This is a genomic window from Methylotuvimicrobium buryatense (assembly GCF_005931095.1).
In the GTDB taxonomy this organism is placed as follows: domain Bacteria; phylum Pseudomonadota; class Gammaproteobacteria; order Methylococcales; family Methylomonadaceae; genus Methylotuvimicrobium; species Methylotuvimicrobium buryatense.
In genome coordinates, this window is sequence record NZ_CP035467.1 from 2,177,318 (window position 1) to 2,203,152 (window position 25,835).

Consider the following 25,835-nt stretch of genomic DNA (forward strand, 5'->3'; position numbering starts at 1 on the left):
TATCGTAATGCTGGAAATTGCATTAGGAATTATTATTTTCACGGTGATCGTGATTGCGCTGGTCTTCGTGATCATCGGCGCAAAGAGTAAATTGGTGGCTTCGGGAGACGTTGAAGTTCTCATTAACGATGAGAAATTGATTCATGTTCCTGTTGGCTCTAAGTTATTGACCGCGTTAGCGGACAACAAGTTGTTCGTTCCTTCGGCGTGCGGCGGTGGCGGTTCATGCGCGCAATGCCGTGTGAAAATATTTGAAGGGGGCGGCGAAATTTTACCGACTGAGCGTTCTCATATAACTAAACGCGAAGCGGCAGAAGGCGAACGCCTGTCTTGCCAGGTAACGGTAAAGCAAAACATGAAAATTGAAGTCGAAGATTCTGTTTTCGGCGTCAAAAAATGGGAATGTACAGTAAAATCGAACCATAACGTTGCGACATTTATTAAAGAATTGGTTTTAGAATTGCCGGAAGGCGAAGCGATCAATTACCGCGCAGGCGGTTACATTCAAATTGAATGTCCTCCTCATGTCGTAAAATACAAAGATTTCATTGTTGAAGAACGTTTCCGCGATGATTGGGATAAGTTTAATCTATGGCGCTATGTCTCCGAGGTAAAAGAACCTGCCTTGAGAGCTTATTCGATGGCGAGTTATCCCGAAGAAAAGGAAATAATGTTAAATGTCAGGATCGCTTCGCCACCGCCGGGAGCACCTGAAAACGTTCCGCCAGGTATCATGTCGTCCTATATCTTTAATTTGAAACCAGGCGATAAATGTATTATTTCAGGTCCTTACGGCGAATTTTTCGCGCAGGAAACCGATAAAGAAATGGTATTTATCGGCGGCGGAGCGGGTATGGCGCCCATGCGTTCGCATCTCTTCGATCAATTACGCCGTTTGAAATCGAAACGCAAGATCACTTTCTGGTATGGTGCGCGAAGCAAACGCGAAATGTTCTATGTTGAAGATTTCGACATGCTGGCGGCCGAGAACGAAAACTTCGAATGGCATGTCGCGTTGTCCGATCCTCTCCCAGGCGATGATTGGGACGGCTATACCGGCTTTATTCACAATGTGTTGTATGAGAACTATCTTAAAAATCATCCGGCACCGGAAGATTGTGAATACTACATGTGCGGACCTCCGATCATGAACTCGTCGGTTATCAACATGCTGTTGGAAAACGGAGTCGAGCCTGAAAGTATCTTCTTGGATGATTTCGGCGGTTGATAATTTAAAGGCAAACACCTCTCCCGAGTATTTCGGGAGAGGTTGCAAAAAATAAATCTATGCATGTAAAACAAGATCAACGAGGATTCGGGTTTTTTCTGGTCCTCGTTTTTTTATTGGTGGGCTGTGATGACCAGGGGGCTAAGAAAGCTGTTTTCGCTTTCGAGATGACCGGTCAAACGATGGGAACTAGTTTCAGCATCAAAGCATCGGTGTTGCCTGATGGAGTCAAAGCCGACCAACTTAATATTGACGTCAAAGAATTGTTGGAACTCGTCAACGATCAGATGTCGACCTATCGGCCGCAATCAGAATTATCGTTGATTAATAACAGCGACTCAGTCGAATGGCAGCCGGTTTCCGAGGCTCTGTACGGTGTTTTGGCAGAAGCTAGGCGCATTAGTGATCTGACGGAAGGTGCTTTTGATATTACGGTCGGTCCTTTGGTGAATCTATGGGGCTTTGGTCCTGATCCATTATCGTTTCAGGCGCCTTCGAACGAATCTATTCTATTAGCGATGCAGCGGATTGGTTATCGGCATCTAAAGTTGAGAACCGAACCCCTATCGATCAAAAAAAACCTTCCTGATCTATATCTTGATTTATCGGCGATCGCTAAAGGCTATGGAGTGGATCAAGTCGGTTTGCTGTTGGAAAAGAAAGGTATTAACGATTATTTGGTTGAAATTGGAGGTGAGCTTCGGTTGAGAGGACGCAAACCGGATGGTAATGCTTGGCGCATTGCAATAGAAAAACCTACCTCAGAACAACGAATGATACAGAAAATCGTGTCGATTACCGATATTTCGGTGGCGACCTCCGGAGATTACCGAAACTTTTTTGAAGCGGAAGGGGTCAGATTTTCACATACGATCGATCCTAGAACGGGGCGGTCAATTAATCATAATCTTGCCTCGGTGACGGTATTAAGCGAAACTGCGATGGAAGCAGACGCATGGGCGACCGCATTTATGGTCTTAGGTGCCGAACAAGGTTTACGATTGGCAGAGCAGCAGCGTATTCCTGTCTTATTTATTACCAAAACCGAGAAGGGGTTCAGCGAAATCTCAACCTCGGCGTTTAGCGATTATTTTAAGGAGTGACAATGACTTATTTTTTAATAACATTTGCATTTATGCTCATTGTTATTGCAATAATGGCAGTGGGCGTTTTTTTTGGCAGAAATGCTATCAAGGGCTCGTGCGGCGGAGCCGATAAAGGCGATTGCGTTTGCATTAAAAAATGTGATAAAAGAAAAAAAATGGAAGCGGAAGGACGAGTTTAACGCTTGTGTTTGTCTAATGGTTTCTTTCGTTGATAATAATAACCATAATCAGGAGTTAATCCATGCTGGCTAAAATTACTGTTGCCGATTACATGACCAAAAGAAATATGGTCACACTCAAGGAAGATGTCAATGTCGTTGAAGCGATAAAACAATTGCTTTCCCATAAAATTACTTGTGCTCCCGTGATAAACGGGCAAGGCAAGCTAGTCGGTATGTTTTCCGAGAGGGACAGTATGAAAGTCGTATTGGAATCGGCTTATAACCAAGGTTCGGCCGGTAAGGTTTCCGAATTTATGAGCACGGATATCGTTTCGGTCAATGCGGATGCGAGCATCGTCGATATTGCGGCAAAATTTAAAGACTCTACGATTAGAAGTTTCCCTGTTTTTCGAGATTCCGAGCTTGTTGGTGTGGTCAGTCGGACCGATGTGCTGAAAGCCCTGGTCAATCTTTAAAAGGCTGTTGACCCATTGTGGCCGGACGGACTTTTTATTGGCATGACTACGAAACGTTTGGAATAGACCCAAGACTCGATAGGCCGGTTCAATTTGCCGGAATTCGCACCGATTATGATTTCAATGTTTTAGGCGATCCGCTTGTTATTTACTGCAAGCCCGCACTTGATTGTCTTCCCGATCCCGTTGCGTGTTTAATTACAGGCATTACTCCGCAAACTGCCGAAGCAAAAGGAATTTGCGAGGCTGAATTTATCGAAGCGGTTTCTCGTGAAATTTCTCAGCCCAATACTTGCACCCTAGGGTATAACAATATTCGTTTCGACGATGAGGTGACTCGCAATACCTTATATCGAAACCTTTACGATCCTTATCAGAGGGAGTGGCAAAACGGTAATTCGCGTTGGGATTTAATCGATGTAGTACGTGCCGCTTACGCGCTTCGTCCGGGGGGTATTGAATGGCCGGTAAACGAGGAGGGACTAGTTACTTTTCGGTTGGAAGAGCTCACCAAGGTCAATGGTATTGAACATGCCAAGGCTCACGATGCGCTGTCGGATGTTTACGCAACAATAGCTGTGGCTAAACTGGTCCGTGATGCGCAACCTAAACTTTATAAATTTCTTTTTGATAACCGAGTTAAATCTGCCGCAAACCATTTGTTGCAATTAGGTAGCTTTAAACCGGTTGTTCACATTTCAGGAAAATACGCTGTTAGAAATCATTGTATGGCCGTGGTTTTGCCGATTTGTCGGCATCCGACCAATACTAATGGGGTCGTAGTTTACGATCTTTCTAATGATCCCGATGCCTTGATCAGTTTGTCGGTCGATGAAATCAAGCAAAGAATTTTTACTGCCACGAAAGATTTACCGGAAGGAGTCGAGCGAATTCCGCTAAAAACCGTGCATGTCAACAAATGCCCTGTTCTGGCGCCGATAGCGGTCATAAGGCCCGATGACGCAGCTAGGCTTAATTTAGATATCGATCGTTGCTATCGGCATATTGATAAAATCCGTAGCGTTTCTAATATATTAGAAAAAATTACCCAAGTCTTTGACACGGATTTTCCGGAATCTGATGCCGATCCTGATTTGATGATTTACAGTGGCGGTTTTTTTAGCGATAGCGACAAAAAGGCGATGGAGAAAGTTCATCAAACCCGTCCTGATGATTTAACGAATTTGCGTTTAAACTTCAGCGATCCGCGTTTGCCGGAAATGTTTTTTCGATATCGAGCCCGGAATTATCCTGAAACGTTAAGCGAGGAGGAGTGGGCGCGCTGGATGAAAGATTGTGTGAAGCGTTTGACCGGCACCGGTTGCATTGGTCTGAATATAAATGAATATTTCTCAAAAGTGCAAGATTTGCTGGGCGATAGCTCTGCGGATCCGGCGATTTTATCGGCATTACGACAATATGCGCTGGATAAAATGAGATTATTGTCGATTGTCGGTATGGATCCAGAATAATTTTAATAATAATCTCTTAATACTCGAAAAATGTTTAGCTTTATGAAAGTATAGGGTGTGCCTAGCGAGGACGTCGGCAGCAGGGGAGATTTTTTCTCCTCGGCAATTGCTGAGTTACAAGGATGTAATGAATGCAGAAAATGCAGAAGCATTTATCTGCCCTGCATCGCCAAAGCGCCTACTGTTGGTGCCCTAATACACGCCATTCATGGCAGTCAGATTCCGCCGGCGAGCCTACATGGACGTATTCACGGCTTCCTGTCGGATTTTTGCTCCTCGACTGTTATGTTCCATGAATAGAGTGAATGCAGAAAAGAATTTTTCTGCCTTTTCTGTTCTTCTGCACGTCATCATTAGCCCCATGCAAAATCCACATTCAGCTAGCGCCTAAATTCCATAGAATATTGACTATAATTATACCTATCGCACTTCAAATTTCGGCATTAGCGTATGGAGGCGTCGGGGTGTTCGGCAAAGGCTTTGGCGGCATGGATGCTGTCCTAGAGCTTACATGGACGTATTCACGGCGTCCTTTGACGGGCACCCCGACGCCGAAATTTGACTAGCAAAGGGTATAATAATCTTCATGTGCTGGGTGAATACGTTCTTGTAAGTCCTACAATCCAGCGAGGGATCATAGAGCCTCCACCGGCACCCCGGGGCTTCTGTGAAAGTCGGTGCCGATATTTGATGTGCTTAAAAGGTATATAAAAACATTTGTAATAATCGAGCGTTTTTTCTTTATATTCGTTGCAAACGAGATGTTGGGTCAAGCACATGTTTCAGTTTTTGGTTGAACGCTTAAATCTGAGGGATCGGTGAAAAATTCTTTTTTTTTAGTGATCCCCGCCCAAAAGGATATTCCTGAGAGATTAAGAATATTCGAAGAAAAGGCATTGCAGCATTGGCTTGATGAGTTGCCGGTTGCCAATCCCGGATTGTCTACGCGATTAATATACGATTTTTTGAAAGAGTTTAATGGCTTGGCCATGAGCGCACAAGCTCGCCTCGATGCGCTGGAAATATTAAGTTTTCGAGTTTCCACTGTAGAGGAGTATTTGCGTTTCAGACTAATGCAAGAGGGATTTCCGAAAGAGTCTGACGAGCACAAAATATTTAACGTATTGATCGCAATAGAAAAAGAGTTTACGCTCGGTTATTGGATTGTTGTAAAAGAACTTACTCGAAGAAGCTTAGGTTGGTTTCAAGGTAAGAGCGCTCCTTTATCTATTCAAAGAGCGATCAGAGGTCTGAGCAACATTGTTGTCAGTCATTATCTAATGAATTTAACAGTACCGGATTGGGTTTGGATAGATATTCATTCACTGTATCGCCTAAGCGTAAAAATCAAAAAAGATTCGATTAATGTTTCCAAGAGTCATTTGGCGCCAGGGCAGGGGCTTTCTGTGGGCGATTGCTATAGGCAAATTTTGTTGCTCTGCTTGGCCGAACCATCCGGTCTTATGCAAAAAGAGGTATTGCAGGTATTTAATTTCATTGAACAACATAGTGCCCATTTGGTGATTGGTCACAGTCCCTTCGAGACTCAACCGCATCAATGTATTATTTTGACAGATGAGGATCAAGGCCCGCATTTTATATCGGAATCTAAGCCGCCTTCAGATACTTCAGTTTTATATTTGGGTTTTAATAAGCTAATAAAAATACTTCAAAACAAATCCAGGTTTGTATCCAAGGAACAAGCGCGTTTTAGTTCATTAATGCTAGTGAAAGACGATGATGGCTTATTGCCAGCTGAATTACTGGACTATCTCATTTCAAGATGGACCGGAATCGAGTTTCATGGTGTGCCGGTATTTGGCGATAGATTAGAGCGTTTTTTTTGCATCGGATTGGAAGCATGCCACGATTTGCTCAGCGGAGATCCTGCAACGAAATTAAGTGAGAATGAAATGTTGGCGGAGTCGGCTTCGGAGAGGTCGTTGGCGTGTCAGTTCAAAAAGGCTGGCATGGTCTCAATTGGAAGTTTAATCAGCTTTAGAAAAAAAAATTCATCGGTTTCTAAGCGATCGTTGGGTGTTGTTAACAAAATTACTTCAGTCAAAGCTGACGGAAAGATTGGTTTTGAAATCCAATTACTGGCTAATCAAGTTTTTGCTGTTTCTTATAAGTCATATACAAAAAACGAAACAGACGAGTTGTCTCAAAAGGCATTGATTTATGGTGTTAAGAGCCAAGAAAGCGAAAAAAGCTTTATCATACTTGAGTCGTTCAGCCTTAAGGATGGCGATATGATTCGTATGACCATGAACAATGAAACGTTTCCGATTATTCTCCGAGATAGAAAAAATATCGGATTGGGTTATTGGCAATTCGAATGTCGAAGAGTCGAGGAGTTAAATGTTCAAAAGACCGAAACCAAAAAAGGATATGATTTTATTTGAGTAGGCTGTGTTGAACTAAAACGCGCTGAAAAACTCCGATGGTTCTAATTATTTTTGAAGTAGAGTTAAGTGACTTAATTTTAAGCTTGAAAACTTTTGCTATCGTGGTAATTTGAACCATTCGAGATGAGTGTTTTAGCATTGTGTTTTTTTAATGCAATTGGATTAGGTTTATACTGACTTTGTTTAATACTCATCGTAGATCAAAATTCGGCACCGGGATATCTATCACACGACGCTATGAATACATCAGTGTAGGCTCTATGCAAATATCATGCTGGTAAAGCCTTTGCGATGATTATGGGTGACGTGTATTAGGGCATCAACATTAGGCGCTTTAGGCGATACAGGAGAAATTACCGAGGAGCAAAAATCGACCGACCACTCCGGCATCTCTCAGGGACTGTCGAAATTTGAAATGCGAAAGGTATATAACAAGTAGAAACCTATTGTTAACTATAATAACTAGAAAATTGAGAGGAAATTATGAGCAGTGAAGAAGACAACAATAACCAAGCTTCGGAAAGTACCCAGGAAACAGTTGAAAAAGAGACAGTTTCTAAGAGTTCTGAAGATAAAACAGAATCAATAAAAAAAATGGCGGGTGGTTTTTTAAGTTCCACATTGAAACTCAAGGAAGAAAAGCCTAAGGTTTTTTACGGTGCGGTAGGCGGTGTCGTAGTCTTGTTGGGTATCATGATGTTCGGAGGTGGGTCGGGTTCTTCCGTATCCGGGCCGGTTATGAAAGACTTGGTGGTTGGTCAAAAATATGTTTTACAAGGACCGAATGCTTACGATAAGGATTCCTCAATACGGTTAGTTGCAGTACCTGGTACGATTGCAGCTTATGATGATACAGAGGAAGACGATAGAGTAGGCGGTTGTAAACATATGCCGGCTGGAACTCCTGTTACTGTTCTGGGTTTTCAAGATGCTTTCGGCAAAAAGAATGCCTTCGCTAACGTGAGAATTGAAGCTGAAGGCGAGTGCCAAGGTAAAACAGCTTGGACTAATTCAATAAATGTTCAATAAAATGTTGACGGGCTGAAATATTTAAGTATAATATTCGTTATTGAAGCGATGCGGGAATAGCTCAGTGGTAGAGCACAACCTTGCCAAGGTTGGGGTCGCGAGTTCGAATCTCGTTTCCCGCTCCAATAATTTATTAAGCCGCGAATCTCGCGGCTTTTTTATTTAATATTATGGCTGCGTAGCAAAGTGGTTATGCAGTGGCCTGCAAAGCCATCTACGCCGGTTCGATTCCGGCCGCAGCCTCCATTTATGTGCAAAAAACCGCTTATCACAGCGGTTTTTTTTTGCCCAAAATTTATTGGGTGATTTCAACTTAGAAAGCCAGCATTGATAAATTTCGTACTTCAAATCTCGGCTAGGGATAATGATTTGGTCGTAAATAACTTCCTTATTTTAAGGAGGGTTCGGTTGCTCGATTGGCTGGACTCCGTGAATACGTCCGTGTAGTCAGCTATAGTAAACGAAAAGGACACATCTCAAGTTAAAGCTAAACTTGAGTTTAAAGGGAGTAATGTTTCATTATCGATGTTTATATTGAAAGCGAGTTAAACAGTATCAGCGTATATCTAAATCGGAGTTTGAAATGATTGAATTAAAAAAGAATAAGGATTTTGCAGGGCCTAATGGTCCTGTGGTGTTGGCCATTATGGATGGGATAGGAATTGGTAAAAATCCGGAAAGCGATTTTGTGCTGCAATCCGCAACGCCAAATTTGGATTGGTTGCGTGAGCACGCCTTGTATACAGAGTTGCGTGCTCATGGCGTTGCAGTCGGGCTCCCCGATGACGGCGACATGGGTAATTCGGAAGTCGGCCATAACGCCATTGGTTGCGGACGTGTTTTTTCTCAAGGTGCATCCTTGGTTGGTAAGGCGATCGAATCCGGAGCTATGTTCGCGTCTGGGTCGGTTTGGGATGAGCTTATTCGAAACGTCATTAACAAAGAATCGACCTTACACTTTATCGGTTTGTTTTCGGACGGCAATGTGCATTCCAATCTGAATCATTTGGAAGCGATGTTGCGGAAAGCCAAGGGACAAGGCGTTAAAAAGGCGCGAATTCATGCCTTGATAGACGGGCGCGATGTGCCGCCGACTTCGGCGTTGGAATATGTCGAGCGCTTCGAAACCTTTTTGAACGAGATCAATGCCGACGGCAGCGTCGATTATTGTATCGCATCCGGCGGCGGACGCATGAACATTACGATGGATCGTTACAATGCCAATTGGGATATGGTGCGGCGCGGTTGGGATACGCATGTGAAAGCCGAAGGCCGGCGATTTGCGTCGATGAAGGAAGCAATAGAAACCTTCCGTAAAGAAAAACCCGGTATTTTGGATCAAGATTTACCCGCGTTCGTCATCGAGCGTAACGGAGCGCCGGTCGGACCGATTGTCGATGGCGATAGCGTAATCTTCTTTAACTTCCGAGGCGATCGGGCGTTGGAAATTACCAAGGCCTTTGAAGCGGACGAATTGACCGAGTTCGATCGTGGTCCGAAACCGGATGTGTTATATGCGGGTATGATGCAATACGACGGCGATCTTGGCGTGCCCGAGCATTATTTGGTAACGCCGCCCGCGATTGATCGAACGATGAGCGAATATTTGTCGAACGCCGGTATAAAACAGTTGGCGATTTCCGAAACGCAGAAATTCGGCCACATGACCTATTTTTTCAATGGCAATAATTCCGGTAAATTCCCGACCGAAACCTGGGTGGAAATTCCGTCGGATTCTTGTCCGTTCGAGGAAGCGCCGCGAATGAAAGCGGACGAAATCACCGATGCTGTCGTGCAGGCGATCGAGAGCGGAGAATATCAATTTATTCGCCTGAATTATCCGAATGGCGACATGGTCGGTCATACCGGCGATGTAAATGCAGTCAAGGTGGCTGTCGAAGCCGTCGATCAAGGGGTCGGCAGGATTATCGAAGCACTGAAAAAGACAGGCGGAATTCTAGTATGTTCGGCAGACCACGGCAATGCGGACGACATGTGCGAGCTGGATAAAAAGACAGGTAAGCTGGTTCTTGACGATGAAGGCAAGTTCAAGCCCAAAACGGCTCATTCATTGAACCCGGTGCCGGCAATTATTTACGATCCTTCAGGGGAGGCCCATGCCAGTTTGGCCGATGTGCCAAACCCCGGTATTGCGAATCTGGCGGCGACTTGTATCTCGTTGTTAGGGTTCGAGCCGCCGGAAGATTATGTTCCAAGCCTCGTGAAAGTCGGTTGAGGAATGAGTATGAAATAACTGAGTTATACCCTTTGCTGGTCAAATTTCGGCGCCGAAGAGTCCGTCAAAGGACGCCGTGAATACGTCCATGTAGGCTCTGTGACAGCATCCCTGCTGTCAAAGCCTTTGCCGAACACCCCGGCGCCTCCATGTGTCAATGCCGAAATTTGAAGTGCGATGGGTATATGATTCCCTCACCTCACGCTAGGTGAGGGAAAGCCGCTGACGTTCAATATCCGCGGATTTATCAAACAACTTCGTTCCAAAATATTCGATAACCTCTGTTCAGCGAGATTAATACTTGGTGACAAAAGCTCCTATCCTAAATTCGACAGGTTAACCATGATGCGCATGAAGTTCATGATGTATTTCGAGAGATTACCTAAAAAATAAGCACAAAATAAATTAGACTTTTGATTCCCGCATCCAATCCTCTCTCAGTGAATAAAAAGATGGACGCTCTAGCGTCCCCGTCCAGGTTCCCACGCAGAGCATGGGAACCATTTGTAGAAGTTATTTCATGCTCGTTCTTAAGTTTACTTTCTAACCTCTTAGATGAACGAAGACGCTAATTCTTCATGATCTTCATGGTGAAATGCTTGTTCTAGGCATATGCCCTCAGGCATTCTATCGACCGATCAAATCCAGATATTCGGCTTCGCTCAGTATGCGTACGCCGTGTTTTTCGGCGGCATTTAATTTGGTTGCCCCTACCTTTTCCCCTATGACCAAATAGTCGGTTTTTCCGCTAACCGCGCTACCGACTTTCGCGCCCATTGCTTTGGCTTCGCGAATCATATCCTCGCGCGAGCCTTGTTGCATCGTGCCGGTGAACACCAAGGATTTGCCGGCTATGGGGCTTTGTCCCGCAGGCATTTCCTGGGTTTTGGTTTCGTTCAATACAAAGCCTAAACGATATAATTGGTTGAACAACGGTTCGATTTTTTTCAAACCTTTCAGTACGATATCGGCAGTTTTCTCGGCGAAGCCTTCGAGCGCGACGATTTCTGCTTCGCTCAACGAAAAGATTTCCGGTAAACGGTAGTGTGCGAGCAGTTTTTCGCAGTTGCCAAGCCCCATTCGGAATACGCCGAACGCGGCCAGAAACCGCCAGTCCTCGATCGGTTCGGATAAACTACGCTGCAATTGATCGACCAAATTTTGCGACTGCTTCGGGCCGAAACCCATTGCTTCGAAATCCGATGCGTTGAGTTGGTAGATTTTATCGATCGTTCGGATATCGTTATCGTAAAGTTTGGCGATCGTCGCCGGGCCGTAACCGTCGTTATTGCCGAGTACCCGAAAAAAATGTTCTATCGAATGACTGACCTGGGCGGGGCAGTCGAAATTGTTCGTGCAATACAAAAAGTCGCCGTCCCAAACCAACTCGCTGCCGCAACTTGGGCATTGTTCCGGAAGATCCGGTTCGGCCGGTGTGATGACTTCCTCGATTTTCGGAATGACCTCGCCGCTTCGGGCGAGCTTGATCACCGCGCCGGGACCGATCCCTTTGTCGACGACCATCTTATAATGGTGAGCGGTCGCCCGTTGCAACATTGCGCCGCTCAGACGGATCGGTTCGACTTCGACGACCGGTGTGATGCGGCCTGAGCGCGAAGTTTGCGGTACGACTTGGAGGATCTTGACTTCGGCGGTCGCGACATTTTCCTTGTAGGCGATTTGCCAACGATGATGATGGCGGGTGGCACCCATATGGGTTTTTATTCGCTCGTCGGTAATTTCGAGTATTACGCCGTCGACGTCATAATCTACCGCATGCCAGATTTGTTTTACGATCTCATCGAAGCGCTCGGCAAGTTCCGTCCAACTGCCTTGCCAAGCGGGCAGTTTCGTAAAAGGAAAAAATACCGCAGCTTGATCCTTAATCGCCTGTTCCGCGTGTTGCTCCAGATCTTTTTCCTTGATGACGCTGGCCTGAAAGTTACGTGTGTTATCGAAAAACTCGGACAGATAACGCTGAAAATAGGTTTTGCCGACGACGATTTCGCCGGCACCCAGGCCGCGGGAACCATTATCCGCGACTTGTAAGCCGCGCTCGAAGACGCGTGTGATGTCGGTGCCTTTTCTGCCGTCGCCGCGCGTATAAAGCCGTTCGCCGTCGTCATAGGCCGCATAGCCGTCCAGTTTCGGCGTTACCTTGAAAACAAGAGAATCGAAGGCTATGTTTAGTTCGTCGGCCGCTTTTTTAATGCGTTTGGCCCAATTCTCGATTTCGCTTTGACTATAGGCCTTGTCGGTCGATAGCATTCTAACCGGTAATTCAACCGTTTTACCGGCGAAAGCCGATTCCGGTTCGACGCGCGTTACGAAAGGGTGGTTCGGATGACGGCGCTTCAGTTCGGCGATAAAAGTAAAGTCGTATTCGGCATCGCTAATCAGCGCATCGCCGCCTCGATACAAGGCATTGGCTATCTCGATGAATTCGACGAGTTCCTTGTCGTTGAGTTTCTCTTCGTCGGTCGTTCGCGAGGCAATTGCTATGAGTTTTTCCTCGCTCAGTTGTTTTAATTGAACATTTGAGCGCTCGAGAATGTCTTTTTGATTATCGGTTAGCATCTGCGGAATGATTTGATAATTTTTATGCGGATAAGTACGAAATTATAGCCGAAATCTCCACATGGCGCCTGTATGGCTGGCGAGCGGTATGCGGAAGGCATAGGTTGAAGCAATTTTCCTCTCAGATCAAAAATATATCCATAATTGTTGTGCGGCACTTGCTTTTGTATGTTAGATTTGGTGAAAATTTCGTAGCTATTTAGTCCCCTTTAATTCTCGTTCCCACTTAGATCATCAATGCCGTTAAGTTAAGCCGCCACAGAATAAGTAATGCTGTCATTCGGGCTCGAATGTGCTTCAAAAGCTTGCCATCCATGGCGCTGGATTTCGCCAGTCCATGGCGGAATGACGGGTATCCCTTAACTTAATGGCAGTGACGCAGAGCATGGGAATGATAGGGCGGGAATAATTACAAAATTTCAGGTGCTTGGAAGTTTTTAGCGCTCTACTCCATTTCCACTCATCCATGAGCCTATCAATGCCGGAAAACTCTAACGCTAAAATACTGATCGTCGACGACTCGCCGGAAAATTTGTGCGTTCTCAGCGATTTACTGCAAACTCAATTTCAAGTGAGCGTCGCCACGTCTGGAGAAAAGGCCTTGCGTATTGCCGGCACTGCGCCGCATCCCGATTTAATTTTGCTCGATGTGATGATGCCGGGTATGGACGGTTATCAAGTATTCGAGCATTTGCGTGCCGATTCGGCCACGAAAGATATTCCGATTATTTTCGTCACCGCGATGGACAGTGACGAAGCGCAATTCCAGGGTTTGGAATTCGGTGCTGTCGATTATATTACCAAACCGATTTCGCCCCCGATCGTCATGGCGCGCGTCCGAATTCAATTAGAGCTTAAACAAGCGCGCGATCGCTTGTCGGCTCAAAATTCTTGGTTGGAAGCCGAGATTGCGCGGCGTATGGCGGAAAACGAGCTGATACAAGAGGTCAGTATCAGGGCTCTCGCTCATCTGGCCGAAGCGCGCGATCCTGAAACCGGCAATCATATTCTGCGAACCCAAGGTTATGTGCAAGAGTTGGCCTTGGCTTTGCGCGATTCCCCTGGATTTTGCGATATGCTGACCGATAAATTTATCAAACTATTGAGTCGTTCGGCGCCGTTACACGATATCGGCAAGGTCGGTATTCCCGATGCCATCTTGCTCAAGCCGGGGCCATTGACATCCGCCGAATGGGCCGTGATGAAGACGCATGCCCGTATCGGTAGCGAAGCGATTGAAATGGCTGAACAAGATGCCGCGGGGCAAGTCGAATTTTTGTCGTTGGCTAAGGAAATAGCCCATTGGCATCATGAAAAATGGAACGGTTCCGGTTATCCGGATGGCTTGTCCGGCGAAAGCATACCGGTTTCGGCGCGCATCATGGCGCTGGCCGATGTCTTCGATGCTTTGATTTCTCCGCGTGTTTATAAGGCGCCGATGAGTTACGGTGAAGCCAGGGATATTATTGCTTTGGGGCGCGGCAGTCATTTCGATCCGGTCATGGTCGATGTGTTTTTGAAGCATTTCGATGTCTTTTGCGAAATAGCCGACCGATATAGCGATTCGGTAATGGCATAACAAAATGTCTCGTCGACACCCTCGGGCGGAAATCATCCGTGTCGTATTGACTTATGCGTTGTACGCCGCGTTGTGGATATTCTTTTCCGATAGCTTGTTATCAAGTCTTATTGATGAGTCGGATAACATAGCGTTAATTAGCACCATTAAGGGGGGGGGCTTCGTTATTGTCACATCGTTGCTGCTGTTTCAATTAATGCACCGCTTGGTGGACCGGGAAGCCATTGCAGAAAATACCGAAAAAAATCGTTTCGGCACAGGCGTGCATTGGACGTTATTGATTGTCGCCGTTTTCTTATTCGTATTTGCTTATAGCCAATATGGATCTTTCGGCAATCAACCATTGCAATTATCGCCAATACGATCGGCAACGATGCAAGACTCGGCTTGGTTGGGACTTGCCGGTTTAATCTCGATATTTACAATTGGGACGGGATTCTATCTGTTACGCCAACAGGAACGTTTAGCCGAGTCTCAAGCAATACAACGGGCTCAAGCGGAGCGGTTAAAGGCCCTCGGTTTATTAGCCGCAATCGCCGATAGTTCAAACGATGCGATTTTCGCAAAGGATTTGGAAGGTCGTTATACGCTTTTTAATCCCGCTTCGGAGCGTTTTACCGGAAAAAAGGCCGTCGATGTTCTGGGGCTTGACGATACGGCGCTTTTTTCACCCGAACAGGCCGAAATGCTTATCGCGAACGATAGGGCTGTTTTGGAAGAAGGTCGAGTCATTACTTACTACGAGGATCTCGAAGTTTCGAACGAAAAACGCACATTTCTTGCCACTAAGGGGCCTTTGTTCGATAACGACAATAATGTCATCGGGATATTCGGGATTTCCCGCGACATTAGCGAGCTAAAACAAGCGGAACGGTCGTTACGAAATAGCGAGGAGCGTTTTCGGGCATTGGTGGAGCAATCGCTAGCCGGTATTTATATCATTCAGGATAATCGATTTCGCTACATTAACCCGGCGTTTGCATCGATTTTAGGATATGACTCTACACAGCATATTATCGACACATTGGCGGTCGACGATTTAATCAGCCCTGAGTATCTTGAGGAAGTCACCAATAACATCGCTAGCTTGATCAATGGAACGGTATCCTCGATCAGTAATTACCGTTTTACCGCATTACGCCGCGACCGAAGTCCTGTGTATATCGAAGCGCATGGCAGTGCCTTCGACTATCAAGGCCGGCCGGCCGTCATAGGGCTCTTTCTCGACATCAGCGCGCGCAAAGCCGCCGAAGACGCGCTTCGTGAAAGCGAGCGGCGTTTTTACGATATCGCAAATGTTTCTGCGGACTGGATTTGGGAAATCGACACAAACGCGCGTTACATTTACTCATCTGACGGCGTATTCGAAATGCTTGGATATGCGCCCGAAGAAGTGCTAGGTAAGACACCCTTCGATTTTATGCCTTCCGAAGAAGCCGACAAGCTACGTGAATGGTTTGCAGGCATTAAGACCCATCGTAAATCGTTTCGTGACATTGAGAGCATAAATTGTCACAAAGACGGCGCCTTGCGTTTTATCATGTCTCACGGTACGCCGATTCTCGATGATGGTGGTCAATTGCTCGGTTTTCGAGGCCTCGATCAAGATATCACGGAACGAAAGCAAGCGGAATTGGCTGTGCGGCAAAGCGAAGCGTTTAAGCGTGCGATTTTGGATTCGGTTAATGCGCATATCGCTGTATTGGATAAACAGGGAATCGTTGTAGCGGTCAATCAACCGTGGCGGCGCTTTGCTCATGACAACGGACTGGCGTCCGGAGAGGCGTTTAATTCAGTTGATGTCGGCGTAAATTATTTGGACGTTTGTCAAAGAAGCACCGGCCCATCGTCCGAAGGCGCGATGACGGCAAGAGACGGAATTTTAGCGGTTTTGGAAGGCCGTGTTCCAGTTTTTTACTTGGAATATGCCTGCCATTCGCCGGAACGGCAGCGCTGGTTTATGATGACTGCCACTCCATTGGAGACTGAGGAACACGGCGTGGTCATCGCTCATACCGATATCACCGCTCGTAAGGCCGTTGAAGAGACGCTTCGCCGGCAAACCGAAGAGCTAGAGGATCGTAATCAGGAATTGGAGCGCTTTAATCGCGCGACGGTTGGGCGTGAGCTCGATATGATTGCATTAAAGCAGAAAATCAATGAACTTTCTAAGCGGCTAGGGCAGAGTCCGCCTTATCCGCTAGCTTTTCTCGATAATTCTCAGCAAGATATACAATTCAACGAAAGCGGTAAGGAATGAGCGTGAAATAACTTAAGCTTTTGATACCCCAATACGCTCCCGGAGGACTTGTAGTGTATTCATCGTCGCCACGCTCCGTGCTTTTCGTTATGCACATTTCTTTTTCGATACGCTGCCGGCCATCCAGCGCGATGGCAAAATCATGCAAGCGCTGGAACTCTGTAGGGTACGCTGTGCGTACCAGGGTAACCCTGCCAATTTCGACACAAGACCTTATGGTTCGATCTAGGTAGAGATTCGATACTTAACGGCATGAAGGTATGCGCAGCGTATCCTACAATATCTATACCCTTTGCTTGTCAAATTTCGGTGCCGGGGTGCCTGTCAAAGGACGCCGTAAATACGTCTATGTAGGCTCTATGATAGCATCCATGCTATCAAAGCCTTTGCGAGCGCCATGGATGGCGTGAATGTCGATTTTGCAGGAGCAAAAATCGACCTAACACCCCGGCACCTCCATAGGCTAATGCCGAAATTTGAAGTGCGAAAGGTATATAAGGACGAGGACAGAGAGTCACTGCCATTAAGTTAAGCCGTCATAAAAATAAGTACTTCTTGCATTCAGGCTCTAATGTACTTTAACAGCTTGCCATCCATGGCACTGGATTCCGCCAGTCCATGGCGGAATGACGGGTTACCCGTTCCTTAATGGCAGTGGGGCAGAGCGTGGGAACCATTTGAAGAGTCTATTCAAGCCCATGCCCGATTGCGTAGCCTACGCCATGCTTTAACGACCCAGTTTAGATTTGAGTCTCAGGATCTATTGAAATATGTTAAATACAATCCATTTTTTAGCCTTGATTCGGTGGCGTCATGATCGATGAACTGAGCCAATTTCTGTCAACAAAGGGTTTGCTTCCTCACGGTTATTGTTTAAGTTGGTCGCCGCCCTTGGTGATGGCTTATGTCGTCAGCGAAACATTGATTTTTCTCGCTTATTTTTCCATGCCGGCCGCGTTGTCTTATTTCGCGAGACGACGCAAGGACTTTCCTTATCAATGGGTGCTGTGGATGTTCGCCACGTTTATCATGGCTTGCGGAATGACTCATCTGCTCGGGGCCGTCTTACTGTGGCAACCTTGGTATGGCTTGGATGTTATTTTCAAGTCGGCTACCGCTCTGATTTCGATCGGCGCCGCCGTGTCACTCTGGTATGTACTTCCCGATGCTCTTAGATTACCCAGTCCCTCGCAATTGCGTCGAGTCAATGAGCAATTACAAGCTGAAATCATCGAACGAAGAAGGGTCGAAGAACAGTTAAGGCAAGCAAAGTCTGAAATCGAACTAAGCTTGCATAAGGAACGAATACTTCGTGCGGCTATTGTCGAGTTTTCCGATGATGCGATTATTGGCGGCAGTGCCGATGGAATCATAACGGATTGGAACAGGGCGGCTGAGGCGATGTTTGGCTATACCTCGAAGGAAGTTTTAGGGCAATCGCTGCTCTCGCTGATGGCACCCACACAGCGTAATCAAGAGCAGATGCTAGTCGAAGCGGTCGGCAGGGGGCAATCGGTCAGGCAGCACGAATTACAGTGTTTACATAAGAATGGCAATTTGTTCGATGTGGCGATGACTATTTCACCTATTTTCGATAAAGAGAAAAAAGTGGTGGCTTCTTCCACGATTGCTCGGGATATAACCGAGCGGAAGCATTACGAGTTAGAGATACTCAGACTCAATGCCGATTTAGAGCGGCGCGTAGAGGAAAGAACCGAAGAACTGACCTTGGCGAATCAGGAATTAGACAGCTTCGCTTATGCGGTCTCCCATGATTTACGGGCTCCGATCCGAGCATTGAATGGTTTTAGTTGGGCCTTAATCGAAGACTATGCGGATGAACTGCAAGACCAGGCAAAAGAATATTTGCAGCAGATCGGTGTTGCGACCCGCCGTATGAATGATTTGATCGACGGCTTATTATCGTTATCGCGAAATACCCGCGGCGAGCTAAGCCGTGATCGGGTTGATATTTCTTCGCTGGCGGTTCGCGTGCTCGCCGAACTCTCCGATAGTAATCCGGGGCGTCATGTCGATGTGCGGGTCGAACAAGGTCTGAATGCCAGTTGTGATAAACGCATGATCGAGTCGGTCATATCAAATTTGCTCGAAAATGCTTGGAAATATACGGCTAAACAAAAAGCGGCGAGCATTCGCGTGTTTGCCCAAGATCGAGAAGGCGTTCGCTATTTTTGTGTGGCCGACAATGGCGTCGGCTTCAATATGGCAAATGCCGAACGCTTATTTCAACCTTTCCAACGCTTGCATCATCAAAATGAATTTCCCGGAATTGGTATCGGTTTGGCTACCGTTAAACGCATCATCAATCGGCATGGCGGCGTAATCGAAGTCGATAGCCAACCGAGTAAAGGCGCTGAGTTTTGCTTTTCATTGCCTGAAATTGCAGTCGAAGGAAACAAGTCGTCATGAATGATGTGCAAAAAATTCTTGTTATTGAGGATAGTGCGGCAGATTTTTTGTTGTTGGAGCGCTATTTGCGAAGGCATGGACTCGCATCTGTGTGTTATTGCGTAAACTCCAATGCGGAGTTGCAGCGGGCCTTGCAAAACGAATGGGATGTGGTGCTCTCCGATTATAATGTACCCGGCATGAATTTTCGTTCGACCCTCCAATCTATCAAATCGTACCGGGATGACTTGCCGGTAATTTTAGTGACGAGTGCGATCGGCGAAGAAGTCGCCGTGGACTTGTTATGGCAAGGCGTCAGCGATTTCGTACTCAAGGATAATCTTGCCCGCTTGCCTTCGTCCATCCATCGCGCTCTAAATGAAGTCAAAGAGCATCGAGCTCTGCAACATGCCGAAGTCGCGTTAAAGCAAAGCCAGGCGAAAGCCCTCGAGGAGCAACGCCAAGCGCGTCTGGCCGCGTTGAACTTAATGGAGGATGCGATCGTTGCGCAAACCAGGGCTGAACAGGCGCATGCCGCATTGTTGGAGTCGGAAGCCAAATTTCGGTTGTTGGCCGAGAATTCTTCAGATTGTATTTTTTGGCTCAATCCTGATGGGCAATTCAATTATATTTCGCCGGGGTGTGCGCAAATAACAGGTTACCCCGCCGATGCGTTTCTTGAAAATGCCAAGCTCATGGACGAGCTTGTGCATGAAGAGGATCGGGATAGATATTGGCACTATCTGATGAGCGATAGCAAAGACAAAAAGGGCTATTTGGAATTTCGAATCGTACACAAGAATGGCACTATCCGTTGGATCAGTCATCAGAATAAGGCTATCCATGACGAGAACGGGGCTTATCTAGGCAAGCATGGATACCATCGCGATATTACTGCGCAAAAATTGATGGAGCAAGAGTTGCGCGATAGTGAAGCGCGTTTCCGGGTGGCGGTGGAGAACATTCGGGATGCCTTTATTTTAATGGATGCAAACGAACAAATAATTATTTGGAATCCCGGAGCCGAGGCAATATTCGGTTATACGCAAGACGATGTGAAGGGGAAAACGCTGCATTCTTTGATTGCGCCTTCCCGTTTACATGACGCGGCCTCAGCCGGGTTATCGTATTTCAAACAAACAGGGGAGGGACCTGTTGTCGGCCGTACTTTGGAATTGCCGGCCGTTCGCCGAAACGGCGAGGAGTTTTTGGTCGAGCTTTCCCTGTCGTCGGTCAAATTGGACGGGCATTGGCATGCTGCTGGTATTGTCCGCGATATTACTGAGCGTAAACGAACCGAGGAGCAGTTGCGCAAGCTCGCTCAGGCTGTCGAGCAGAGTCCCGAAAGCATTGTGATCACCAATTTGGATGCCGAGATCGAATATGTCAATCAAGCATTTTTGGCCATTACAGGCTTTAGCCTTGACGAGGTAATCGGTCGTAATCCTAAAATTTTACACTCCGGTAAGACGCCGCCTGAGACGTTCATTCAATTTTGGGATGCAATGAGGCGCGGTGAAACTTGGAAAGGCGAATTTATTAACCGGCGCAAGGACGGCAGCGAATATATCGAGTTCGCGATCGTTTCGCCGCTCCGTCAACCGGATGGTCGTATTACGCATTATGTGTCGGTCAAAGAGGATATTACCGACAAAAAACATAACGGCGAGGAATTGGATCGCTACCGTCATCATTTGGAAGAACTGGTCGCCGATCGAACGGCGGAGCTGGAAAAAGCGCGTGCCGCGGCGGATGCGGCAAACAAGGCTAAGAGCTCGTTTCTAGCGAATATGAGTCATGAAATCCGTACGCCGATGAATGCGATTCTGGGATTGACATATTTATTAAAACAAAGCCCGTTGTCGCCCGTGCAAGGCGAACGCCTGACTAAAATCGAGGTTTCCGCTCAACACTTGTTGTCGATTATTAATGATATTTTGGACTTATCCAAGATCGAGGCTGGACGTTTGCAATTAGAGCAAACCGACTTCGCGCTCGAGGCCGTATTGGATCATATTAAGTCATTGGTTTCCGATCAAGCCAAGCTCAAAGGCTTGTCGGTTAGTTCGGGTAGCGACGGCGTTCCTCATTGGCTTAGAGGCGATCCGACACGTCTGCGTCAAGCGATGTTGAACTATGCGGGCAATGCGGTGAAATTCACCGAGAAAGGCTCGATTGTCTTGCGCGCCAAACTGTTACAAGAGAACGAGCAAGGCTTGTTAGTACGTTTTGAAGTTCAGGATTCGGGAATCGGCATCGCCGAAGAGCACTTGCCGTTATTGTTTGAATCTTTTTCTCAAACCGATGTGTCGATTACCCGAAAATACGGCGGTACCGGTTTGGGGTTGGCGATTACCAAAAGGCTTGCGACCATGATGGGCGGGGACGTTGGCGTTGAAAGCCGGATTGGGCAGGGTAGTACATTTTGGTTTACCGCTTGGCTTCGGCGCGGGCGTGGAGTGATGCCTGCGGTACAAGTTGAAACAACTAGAGCTGTCGATGATCTATTGCGTCGCCGATATGCGGGGGCGCGTTTACTTGTGGCGGAAGACAACCCGATTAATCGAGAAGTCGTTTTAGAGTTATTACATGGTGTCGGTTTGTCGGTGGATACGGCCGAAAATGGCCGTGTGGCATTGGATAAAGTCCGGTCGAAACAGTACGATTTGATATTGATGGATATGCAGATGCCCGAGATGGACGGTTTGGCGGCTACCCGGGCGATTCGTTCTCAAACGGAGTATGTGCGGTTGCCGATTTTGGCGATGACCGCTAATGCTTTCGACGAAGATCGTCGTGTTTGTTTTGACGCCGGAATGAATGATTTCATCGCCAAGCCGGTGATTCCGGAGGTACTTTATACCGTGGTGTTGCGTTGGTTGGCGCGCGAAAAACATGACTTGCCGGAGCTCGATAATCGGTCTGAGGAGTCTCGAATGGTGTTCGATCAATCGAATAGCCAAAGCGAGCTAGGGGATATACCGGGCGTGGATACGGTTAAGGGCCTGCAAATGGTCAACGGCGATATTGGTAAGTATCGACGGCTTCTACGCATGTTTGCGCAATCGCATCGACAAGACATGAGTCTGGCACGGAAACAATTAGCTTCCGGCGATAACGAAGCCGTTCGTCGCTTAGCGCATGGTCTGAAAGGCGTAGCCGCGACTTTAGGCGCTAGGGTTGTCGCCGATTGTGCGGCAGCATTGGACAATGCCTTACGTGCGGATGCCGGGCCGGACGATTGTATGAAATTGGCGCTTGCATGCGAACATGAATTAATACAGTTGGTCGAGGCAATTCAGTCTTTGCCCGAAGCAACCGAACAGGATGATCTCGAGTCGATTGATATCGATCCAGAGCGTTTGAGGAGCCTCATCCAAGACCTTGAGCGCTTACTGGATGAGAGCAATGTTAAAGCCGGCAGTTTAAGCCGTGAATCGGCGGCGATGTTGCGGGTCTATTTGGGCGATCGTTATGCGATATTTAATCGGTATATTGACCGGTTCGATTATGATGAGGCTTTACGGATATTGAGAAGTGTATCGGATAAGGATAATGACGGTTTGTCTAAATCCTAACAATCATGAAGAAGCCGTCATTACACCGGAAAATGAGAGCGCGAGGGGTAAGGGTAAGGTACGGTTACTCGCCCGACAGGACGCCGTGAATACGTCCATGTAGGCTCGACGGCGGCTATTCTTGTCGCCGACGCCTGTCGATCGAGCAACCGCACCCTCTTCGGTACCGGCATTTTCGTTGCTGAGCTTTTGTATATCGAAAAATTAGATAAAGAGTCTACATCTACGAACTTTCACAGTAACGTTCATGAAGGCCTAGCCATCGCCCCGGTAAATGAAAGCTCTCTGGGGTGGGGAGGGTGCGGTCACTCGCCCGACAGGACGCCGTGAATACGTCCATGTAGGCTCGACGGCGGCTCCCTGCCGCCGACGCCTGTCGATCGAGCAACCGCCCCCTCTTCGGAACCGGCATTGTGTTGAATATCGAAAAACTAGATTAAGATTTCAAATCCGCGAACTTTCACAGTAAGCGTTCGGTATTCGATTAATGCGCGGCTTGATAAGTATGAGAAATGAGCATGGATAATAAAAAAAAGATACTGATCATCGACGATATGCCGGCTAATCTTGAACTGATGGCTGGAGTTTTAAAAGATGATTATAGTGTTCAAGTTGCTACATCCGGTGAAAAAGGTTTGAAATTGGCGCGCGAGTATATGCCTGATTTGATATTGCTTGATGTGATGATGCCGGGGATGAGCGGTTACGATTTGTGCCGTCGACTGAAAGCCGAACCGGAATGTTGTGAAATCCCGGTGATTTTCGTGACGGCGCTAGACGATCAAGCCGATGAGGCGTTCGGTTTGCAATTGGGGGCCGTCGATTATATCGTTAAACCGATTGTGCCGGGCATCGTCATGGCTCGAGTTAAAAGCCAATTGGCGCTAAAAAACGAGCGCGACTTACTGGAAAGTCAAAATGTATGGCTAAAAAGCGAAATCGAACGCCGCATGGGCGAATTAAAAGAGGCTCAGGCGTTTTTATTTCAATCCGAAAAAATGGCATCATTAGGCTTGTTGGCGGCCGGTATTGTTCATGAGATCAATAACCCGCTGAGTTATGTATATGCGAATTTGGAAGGCTTAAAAGATCGCTTACAGTCGGTGTTGTCTATTTTCGAATTGGCCGAAAAATTTTCCCGGCAGTTGCCGCAAGACCACCCCGATGTGTTGTTTTTCCAGAAGCTTAAAGAAGAATTGGATTACGATGATTTTAAAGCCGATTTAGGCGATTTGATCGAGGAGTCGATCGAAGGGGCAGTGCGAGCAAGAAAAATCATTCAGAATCTTCGCGAGTTTTCGCATATGAATGAGAACGAAAGCGGTCTGCATGACCTTGAGTCGGGCATCGATGCCACACTTAACATCGTGAATAACGAATTAAAATATAAGGCGGAAATTATCAAGGAATATGGGGGGCTTACACCGATTAACTGCGTCGGCTCACAGATCAATCAAGTCGTGATGAATTTGCTGGTGAATGCCGCCCAAGCCATCGAAAAATCAGGAAAAATAATTATAAGAACGGGCGGTCAAGGTAACGATAGGGTATGGATAGAGGTTGAAGATACCGGTTGCGGCATGTCCGAGGAGGTTAGGCGGAAAATATTCGACCCGTTTTTTACGACTAAGCCGGTCGGTAAGGGGACGGGCTTGGGTTTATCGCTGTCCTATAAGATCATCAAGGAGCATGGCGGGACGATCGATTTGACATCGGAATTAGGTAAAGGAACAAAATTCCGTGTCTATTTGCCGGTCAATAAAGAGGCCGGAGCTGAGGCTCCGTTATAAATCCATAAAAAGCATTTTGTCCACGAAACACACGAAAATCACGAAAGTATTTAATTATACCTTTCATGCTTCAAATTTCGGCAGCGCCTGAGCAGGCATCGGTGTGTGCGGTCCATCATCTAACGCCCGGTGAGGGACCAGAATGGAGCTGGCCTGTCGGGTGAGTGATCGTACCCTTCACCACGACGGTGAAAGTGTTGTATACCCTTCATGCTTCGACTTAGCTCAGCACGAACGGTCTACAACACATTTCAACTGCTCTTTTTACTGTGAAAGTTCGTAAATTTGGATTCATTATCTAATTTTTCGATATACAAATCTCTGTTCTGGCAATGCCGGTTCCGGAGAGGGTGCGGTTGCTCGATCGACAGGCGTTGGCGGCAGGATAGCCGCCATCGAGCCTACATGGACGTATTCACGGCGTCCTGTCGGGCGAGTGACCGCGCCCTCCCCACGTCTCGTACTTTCATTTGCCGGGGTGATTGCCGGGCTTTCATGAACGTTAGGATAAAGCTTAGAGCTGACACATATTGACTCTGTTCAGAAAGTAACTGGATACCGTTAATAAATTTCTTATTATCAAACTGCGTTACGATGGCTCGATTCAGTCAGTTTGACAAAAACGTCTTCAAGCGATTGTTTCATTTCGGTAATTTCCAGTAGTCCCCAACCTAGGCGAACGGCAGTTTCGGTAATATGTTCGTTAAGATTTTGCGTATTATCGTGGTGTAATCGCGTAATGTTTCCGGGTAAGCCTTCGACTGACAATATGCCGGGTATCGCTTTCAAGCTATTGAAATCGGCCGGTAGTCGCGTTTTGATTTGTAGCGTACTTGTCTTTAACTGACGATTGAGCCCTTCGATCGTTTCGTGAAAAATCAATTTGCCGTGCTGAATAATTTGTACATGTGTGCAGGATTCTTGGACTTCCGGCAGAATATGAGTGGACAGAATGACGCCGTGGTCTCGGCCCAGTTCACGGATCAGGTTTCGAATTTCTCGGATTTGTATCGGGTCAAGACCCACGGTCGGTTCATCGAGAATAACGACGTCAGGATTGTGCAAGATGGCTTGAGCGATGCCGACCCGTTGTTGAAAGCCTTTGGAAAGATTGCCGATGAGCCGGCTCGCGACTTCTCTTAAGCCGCAGCGCTCCTTGGCTGTTGCGATGGCTTTTGAAATATGGCCGCGCGTTAGACGATGGAGTCGCGCGCAATAATGCAAAAATTCATCGACGGTCAATTCACGGTATAGCGGAGGTGTATCCGGTAAATAGCCGAGTTTCAACTTAGCCGATTTCGGTTTATCGAGTATGTCGTAACCGTTGATAGTAATGAGTCCGGCGCTGGGAGCGAGATTGCCGCAGAGCATCTGCATCGTCGTGGTTTTACCGGCGCCGTTCGGTCCTAAAAAGCCTAGTACTTCGCCTTTAGACAGGGTAAAACTGACATCGTCGACCGCGCAAAGTTTGCCGTAATAACGGTATAAATGTTCGGCTATTATCAGATGACTCATAACGCAATTCG

15 protein-coding genes and 2 tRNA genes are annotated in these 25,835 nt (G+C 46.9%); 15 read left to right on the plus strand and 2 right to left on the minus strand.

The window, feature by feature from the left end; translation table 11 throughout:
• The first annotated feature begins 7 nt into the window (after nt 1-7).
• From nqrF to gpmI, 10 genes are all read left to right on the plus strand, one after another.
• The gene (gene nqrF, locus EQU24_RS09785) at nt 8-1,228 is read left to right on the plus strand and encodes an NADH:ubiquinone reductase (Na(+)-transporting) subunit F (protein WP_017839673.1); all 1,221 of its coding nucleotides are present in this window, start codon (nt 8-10) and stop codon (nt 1,226-1,228) included.
• Nucleotides 1,229-1,287: 59 nt separating this feature from the next.
• Nucleotides 1,288-2,331 carry an FAD:protein FMN transferase gene (locus EQU24_RS09790; RefSeq protein ID WP_017839672.1) on the plus strand — a complete coding sequence of 348 codons (1,044 nt, stop codon included), beginning with the start codon at nt 1,288-1,290 and terminating at the stop codon, nt 2,329-2,331.
• 2 nt (nt 2,332-2,333) lie between these two features.
• Nucleotides 2,334-2,513, plus strand: a complete 180-nt coding sequence (locus tag EQU24_RS09795) for a (Na+)-NQR maturation NqrM (RefSeq protein ID WP_017839671.1) — start codon at nt 2,334-2,336, stop codon at nt 2,511-2,513.
• A 62-nt stretch (nt 2,514-2,575) separates the two neighbouring features.
• Complete coding sequence (locus EQU24_RS09800; RefSeq protein WP_017839670.1) at nt 2,576-2,971, plus strand: CBS domain-containing protein; 396 nt, start codon at nt 2,576-2,578, stop codon at nt 2,969-2,971.
• Between the two features lie 17 nt (nt 2,972-2,988).
• Nucleotides 2,989-4,443 carry an exodeoxyribonuclease I gene (gene sbcB / locus EQU24_RS09805; protein ID WP_017839669.1) on the plus strand — a complete coding sequence of 485 codons (1,455 nt, stop codon included), beginning with the start codon at nt 2,989-2,991 and terminating at the stop codon, nt 4,441-4,443.
• An 818-nt stretch (nt 4,444-5,261) separates the two neighbouring features.
• On the plus strand, nt 5,262-6,848 hold the full coding sequence (locus EQU24_RS09820) for a hypothetical protein (RefSeq protein ID WP_017839668.1): 1,587 nt from the start codon (nt 5,262-5,264) through the stop codon (nt 6,846-6,848).
• 486 nt (nt 6,849-7,334) lie between these two features.
• Entirely contained in the window at nt 7,335-7,880 is a 546-nt protein-coding gene (locus EQU24_RS09825; protein ID WP_017839667.1) for a hypothetical protein, read from the plus strand.
• Nucleotides 7,881-7,930: 50 nt separating this feature from the next.
• Nucleotides 7,931-8,005 (plus strand) — tRNA-Gly (locus EQU24_RS09830).
• Between the two features lie 47 nt (nt 8,006-8,052).
• Nucleotides 8,053-8,126 (plus strand) — tRNA-Cys (locus EQU24_RS09835).
• Nucleotides 8,127-8,463: 337 nt separating this feature from the next.
• A complete protein-coding gene (gene gpmI, locus EQU24_RS09840; protein ID WP_017839666.1) occupies nt 8,464-10,116 on the plus strand; it encodes a 2,3-bisphosphoglycerate-independent phosphoglycerate mutase in 1,653 nt (550 codons plus the stop codon).
• Between the two features lie 627 nt (nt 10,117-10,743).
• Here gpmI and EQU24_RS09845 read toward each other — a convergent pair.
• Entirely contained in the window at nt 10,744-12,693 is a 1,950-nt protein-coding gene (locus EQU24_RS09845; protein WP_017839665.1) for a helix-hairpin-helix domain-containing protein, read from the minus strand.
• A gap of 478 nt (nt 12,694-13,171) precedes the next feature.
• Between EQU24_RS09845 and EQU24_RS09850 the strand changes: the two genes are divergently transcribed.
• From EQU24_RS09850 to EQU24_RS09870, 5 genes are all read left to right on the plus strand, one after another.
• Nucleotides 13,172-14,272, plus strand: a complete 1,101-nt coding sequence (locus EQU24_RS09850) for a response regulator (protein ID WP_017839664.1) — start codon at nt 13,172-13,174, stop codon at nt 14,270-14,272.
• 4 nt (nt 14,273-14,276) lie between these two features.
• Nucleotides 14,277-16,532: a PAS domain-containing protein gene (locus tag EQU24_RS09855; RefSeq protein WP_017839663.1), complete on the plus strand. Its 2,256-nt coding sequence runs from the start codon at nt 14,277-14,279 to the stop codon at nt 16,530-16,532.
• Nucleotides 16,533-17,345: 813 nt separating this feature from the next.
• Complete coding sequence (locus tag EQU24_RS09860) at nt 17,346-18,962, plus strand: sensor histidine kinase (protein ID WP_017839662.1); 1,617 nt, start codon at nt 17,346-17,348, stop codon at nt 18,960-18,962.
• Nucleotides 18,959-22,519, plus strand: a complete 3,561-nt coding sequence (locus EQU24_RS09865; RefSeq protein ID WP_017839661.1) for a PAS domain S-box protein — start codon at nt 18,959-18,961, stop codon at nt 22,517-22,519. The genes EQU24_RS09860 and EQU24_RS09865 overlap by 4 nt, the downstream gene beginning before the upstream one ends.
• A gap of 518 nt (nt 22,520-23,037) precedes the next feature.
• Nucleotides 23,038-24,309, plus strand: a complete 1,272-nt coding sequence (locus EQU24_RS09870) for a hybrid sensor histidine kinase/response regulator (protein WP_017839660.1) — start codon at nt 23,038-23,040, stop codon at nt 24,307-24,309.
• A gap of 579 nt (nt 24,310-24,888) precedes the next feature.
• Here the strand turns inward: EQU24_RS09870 and EQU24_RS09875 are convergent.
• Nucleotides 24,889-25,824: an ABC transporter ATP-binding protein gene (locus EQU24_RS09875; RefSeq protein WP_014148120.1), complete on the minus strand. Its 936-nt coding sequence runs from the start codon at nt 25,822-25,824 to the stop codon at nt 24,889-24,891.
• Between the last annotated feature and the right edge of the window lie 11 nt (nt 25,825-25,835).

Bases quoted from the DNA above. Each gene is read 5' to 3' on its own strand.
- EQU24_RS09795 (WP_017839671.1), top strand. From the start codon at position 2,334: ATGACTTATTTTTTAATAACATTTGCATTTATGCTCATTGTTATTGCA.
- EQU24_RS09855 (WP_017839663.1), top strand. From the start codon at position 14,277: ATGTCTCGTCGACACCCTCGGGCGGAAATCATCCGTGTCGTATTGACT.
- EQU24_RS09800 (WP_017839670.1), top strand. From the start codon at position 2,576: ATGCTGGCTAAAATTACTGTTGCCGATTACATGACCAAAAGAAATATG.
- EQU24_RS09865 (WP_017839661.1), top strand. From the start codon at position 18,959: ATGAATGATGTGCAAAAAATTCTTGTTATTGAGGATAGTGCGGCAGAT.
- EQU24_RS09845 (WP_017839665.1), bottom strand. From the start codon at position 12,693: ATGCTAACCGATAATCAAAAAGACATTCTCGAGCGCTCAAATGTTCAA.
- EQU24_RS09870 (WP_017839660.1), top strand. From the start codon at position 23,038: ATGGATAATAAAAAAAAGATACTGATCATCGACGATATGCCGGCTAAT.
- EQU24_RS09875 (WP_014148120.1), bottom strand. From the start codon at position 25,824: ATGAGTCATCTGATAATAGCCGAACATTTATACCGTTATTACGGCAAA.
- gpmI (WP_017839666.1), top strand. From the start codon at position 8,464: ATGATTGAATTAAAAAAGAATAAGGATTTTGCAGGGCCTAATGGTCCT.
- nqrF (WP_017839673.1), top strand. From the start codon at position 8: ATGCTGGAAATTGCATTAGGAATTATTATTTTCACGGTGATCGTGATT.
- EQU24_RS09790 (WP_017839672.1), top strand. From the start codon at position 1,288: ATGCATGTAAAACAAGATCAACGAGGATTCGGGTTTTTTCTGGTCCTC.
- EQU24_RS09850 (WP_017839664.1), top strand. From the start codon at position 13,172: ATGCCGGAAAACTCTAACGCTAAAATACTGATCGTCGACGACTCGCCG.
- EQU24_RS09825 (WP_017839667.1), top strand. From the start codon at position 7,335: ATGAGCAGTGAAGAAGACAACAATAACCAAGCTTCGGAAAGTACCCAG.
- EQU24_RS09860 (WP_017839662.1), top strand. From the start codon at position 17,346: ATGATCGATGAACTGAGCCAATTTCTGTCAACAAAGGGTTTGCTTCCT.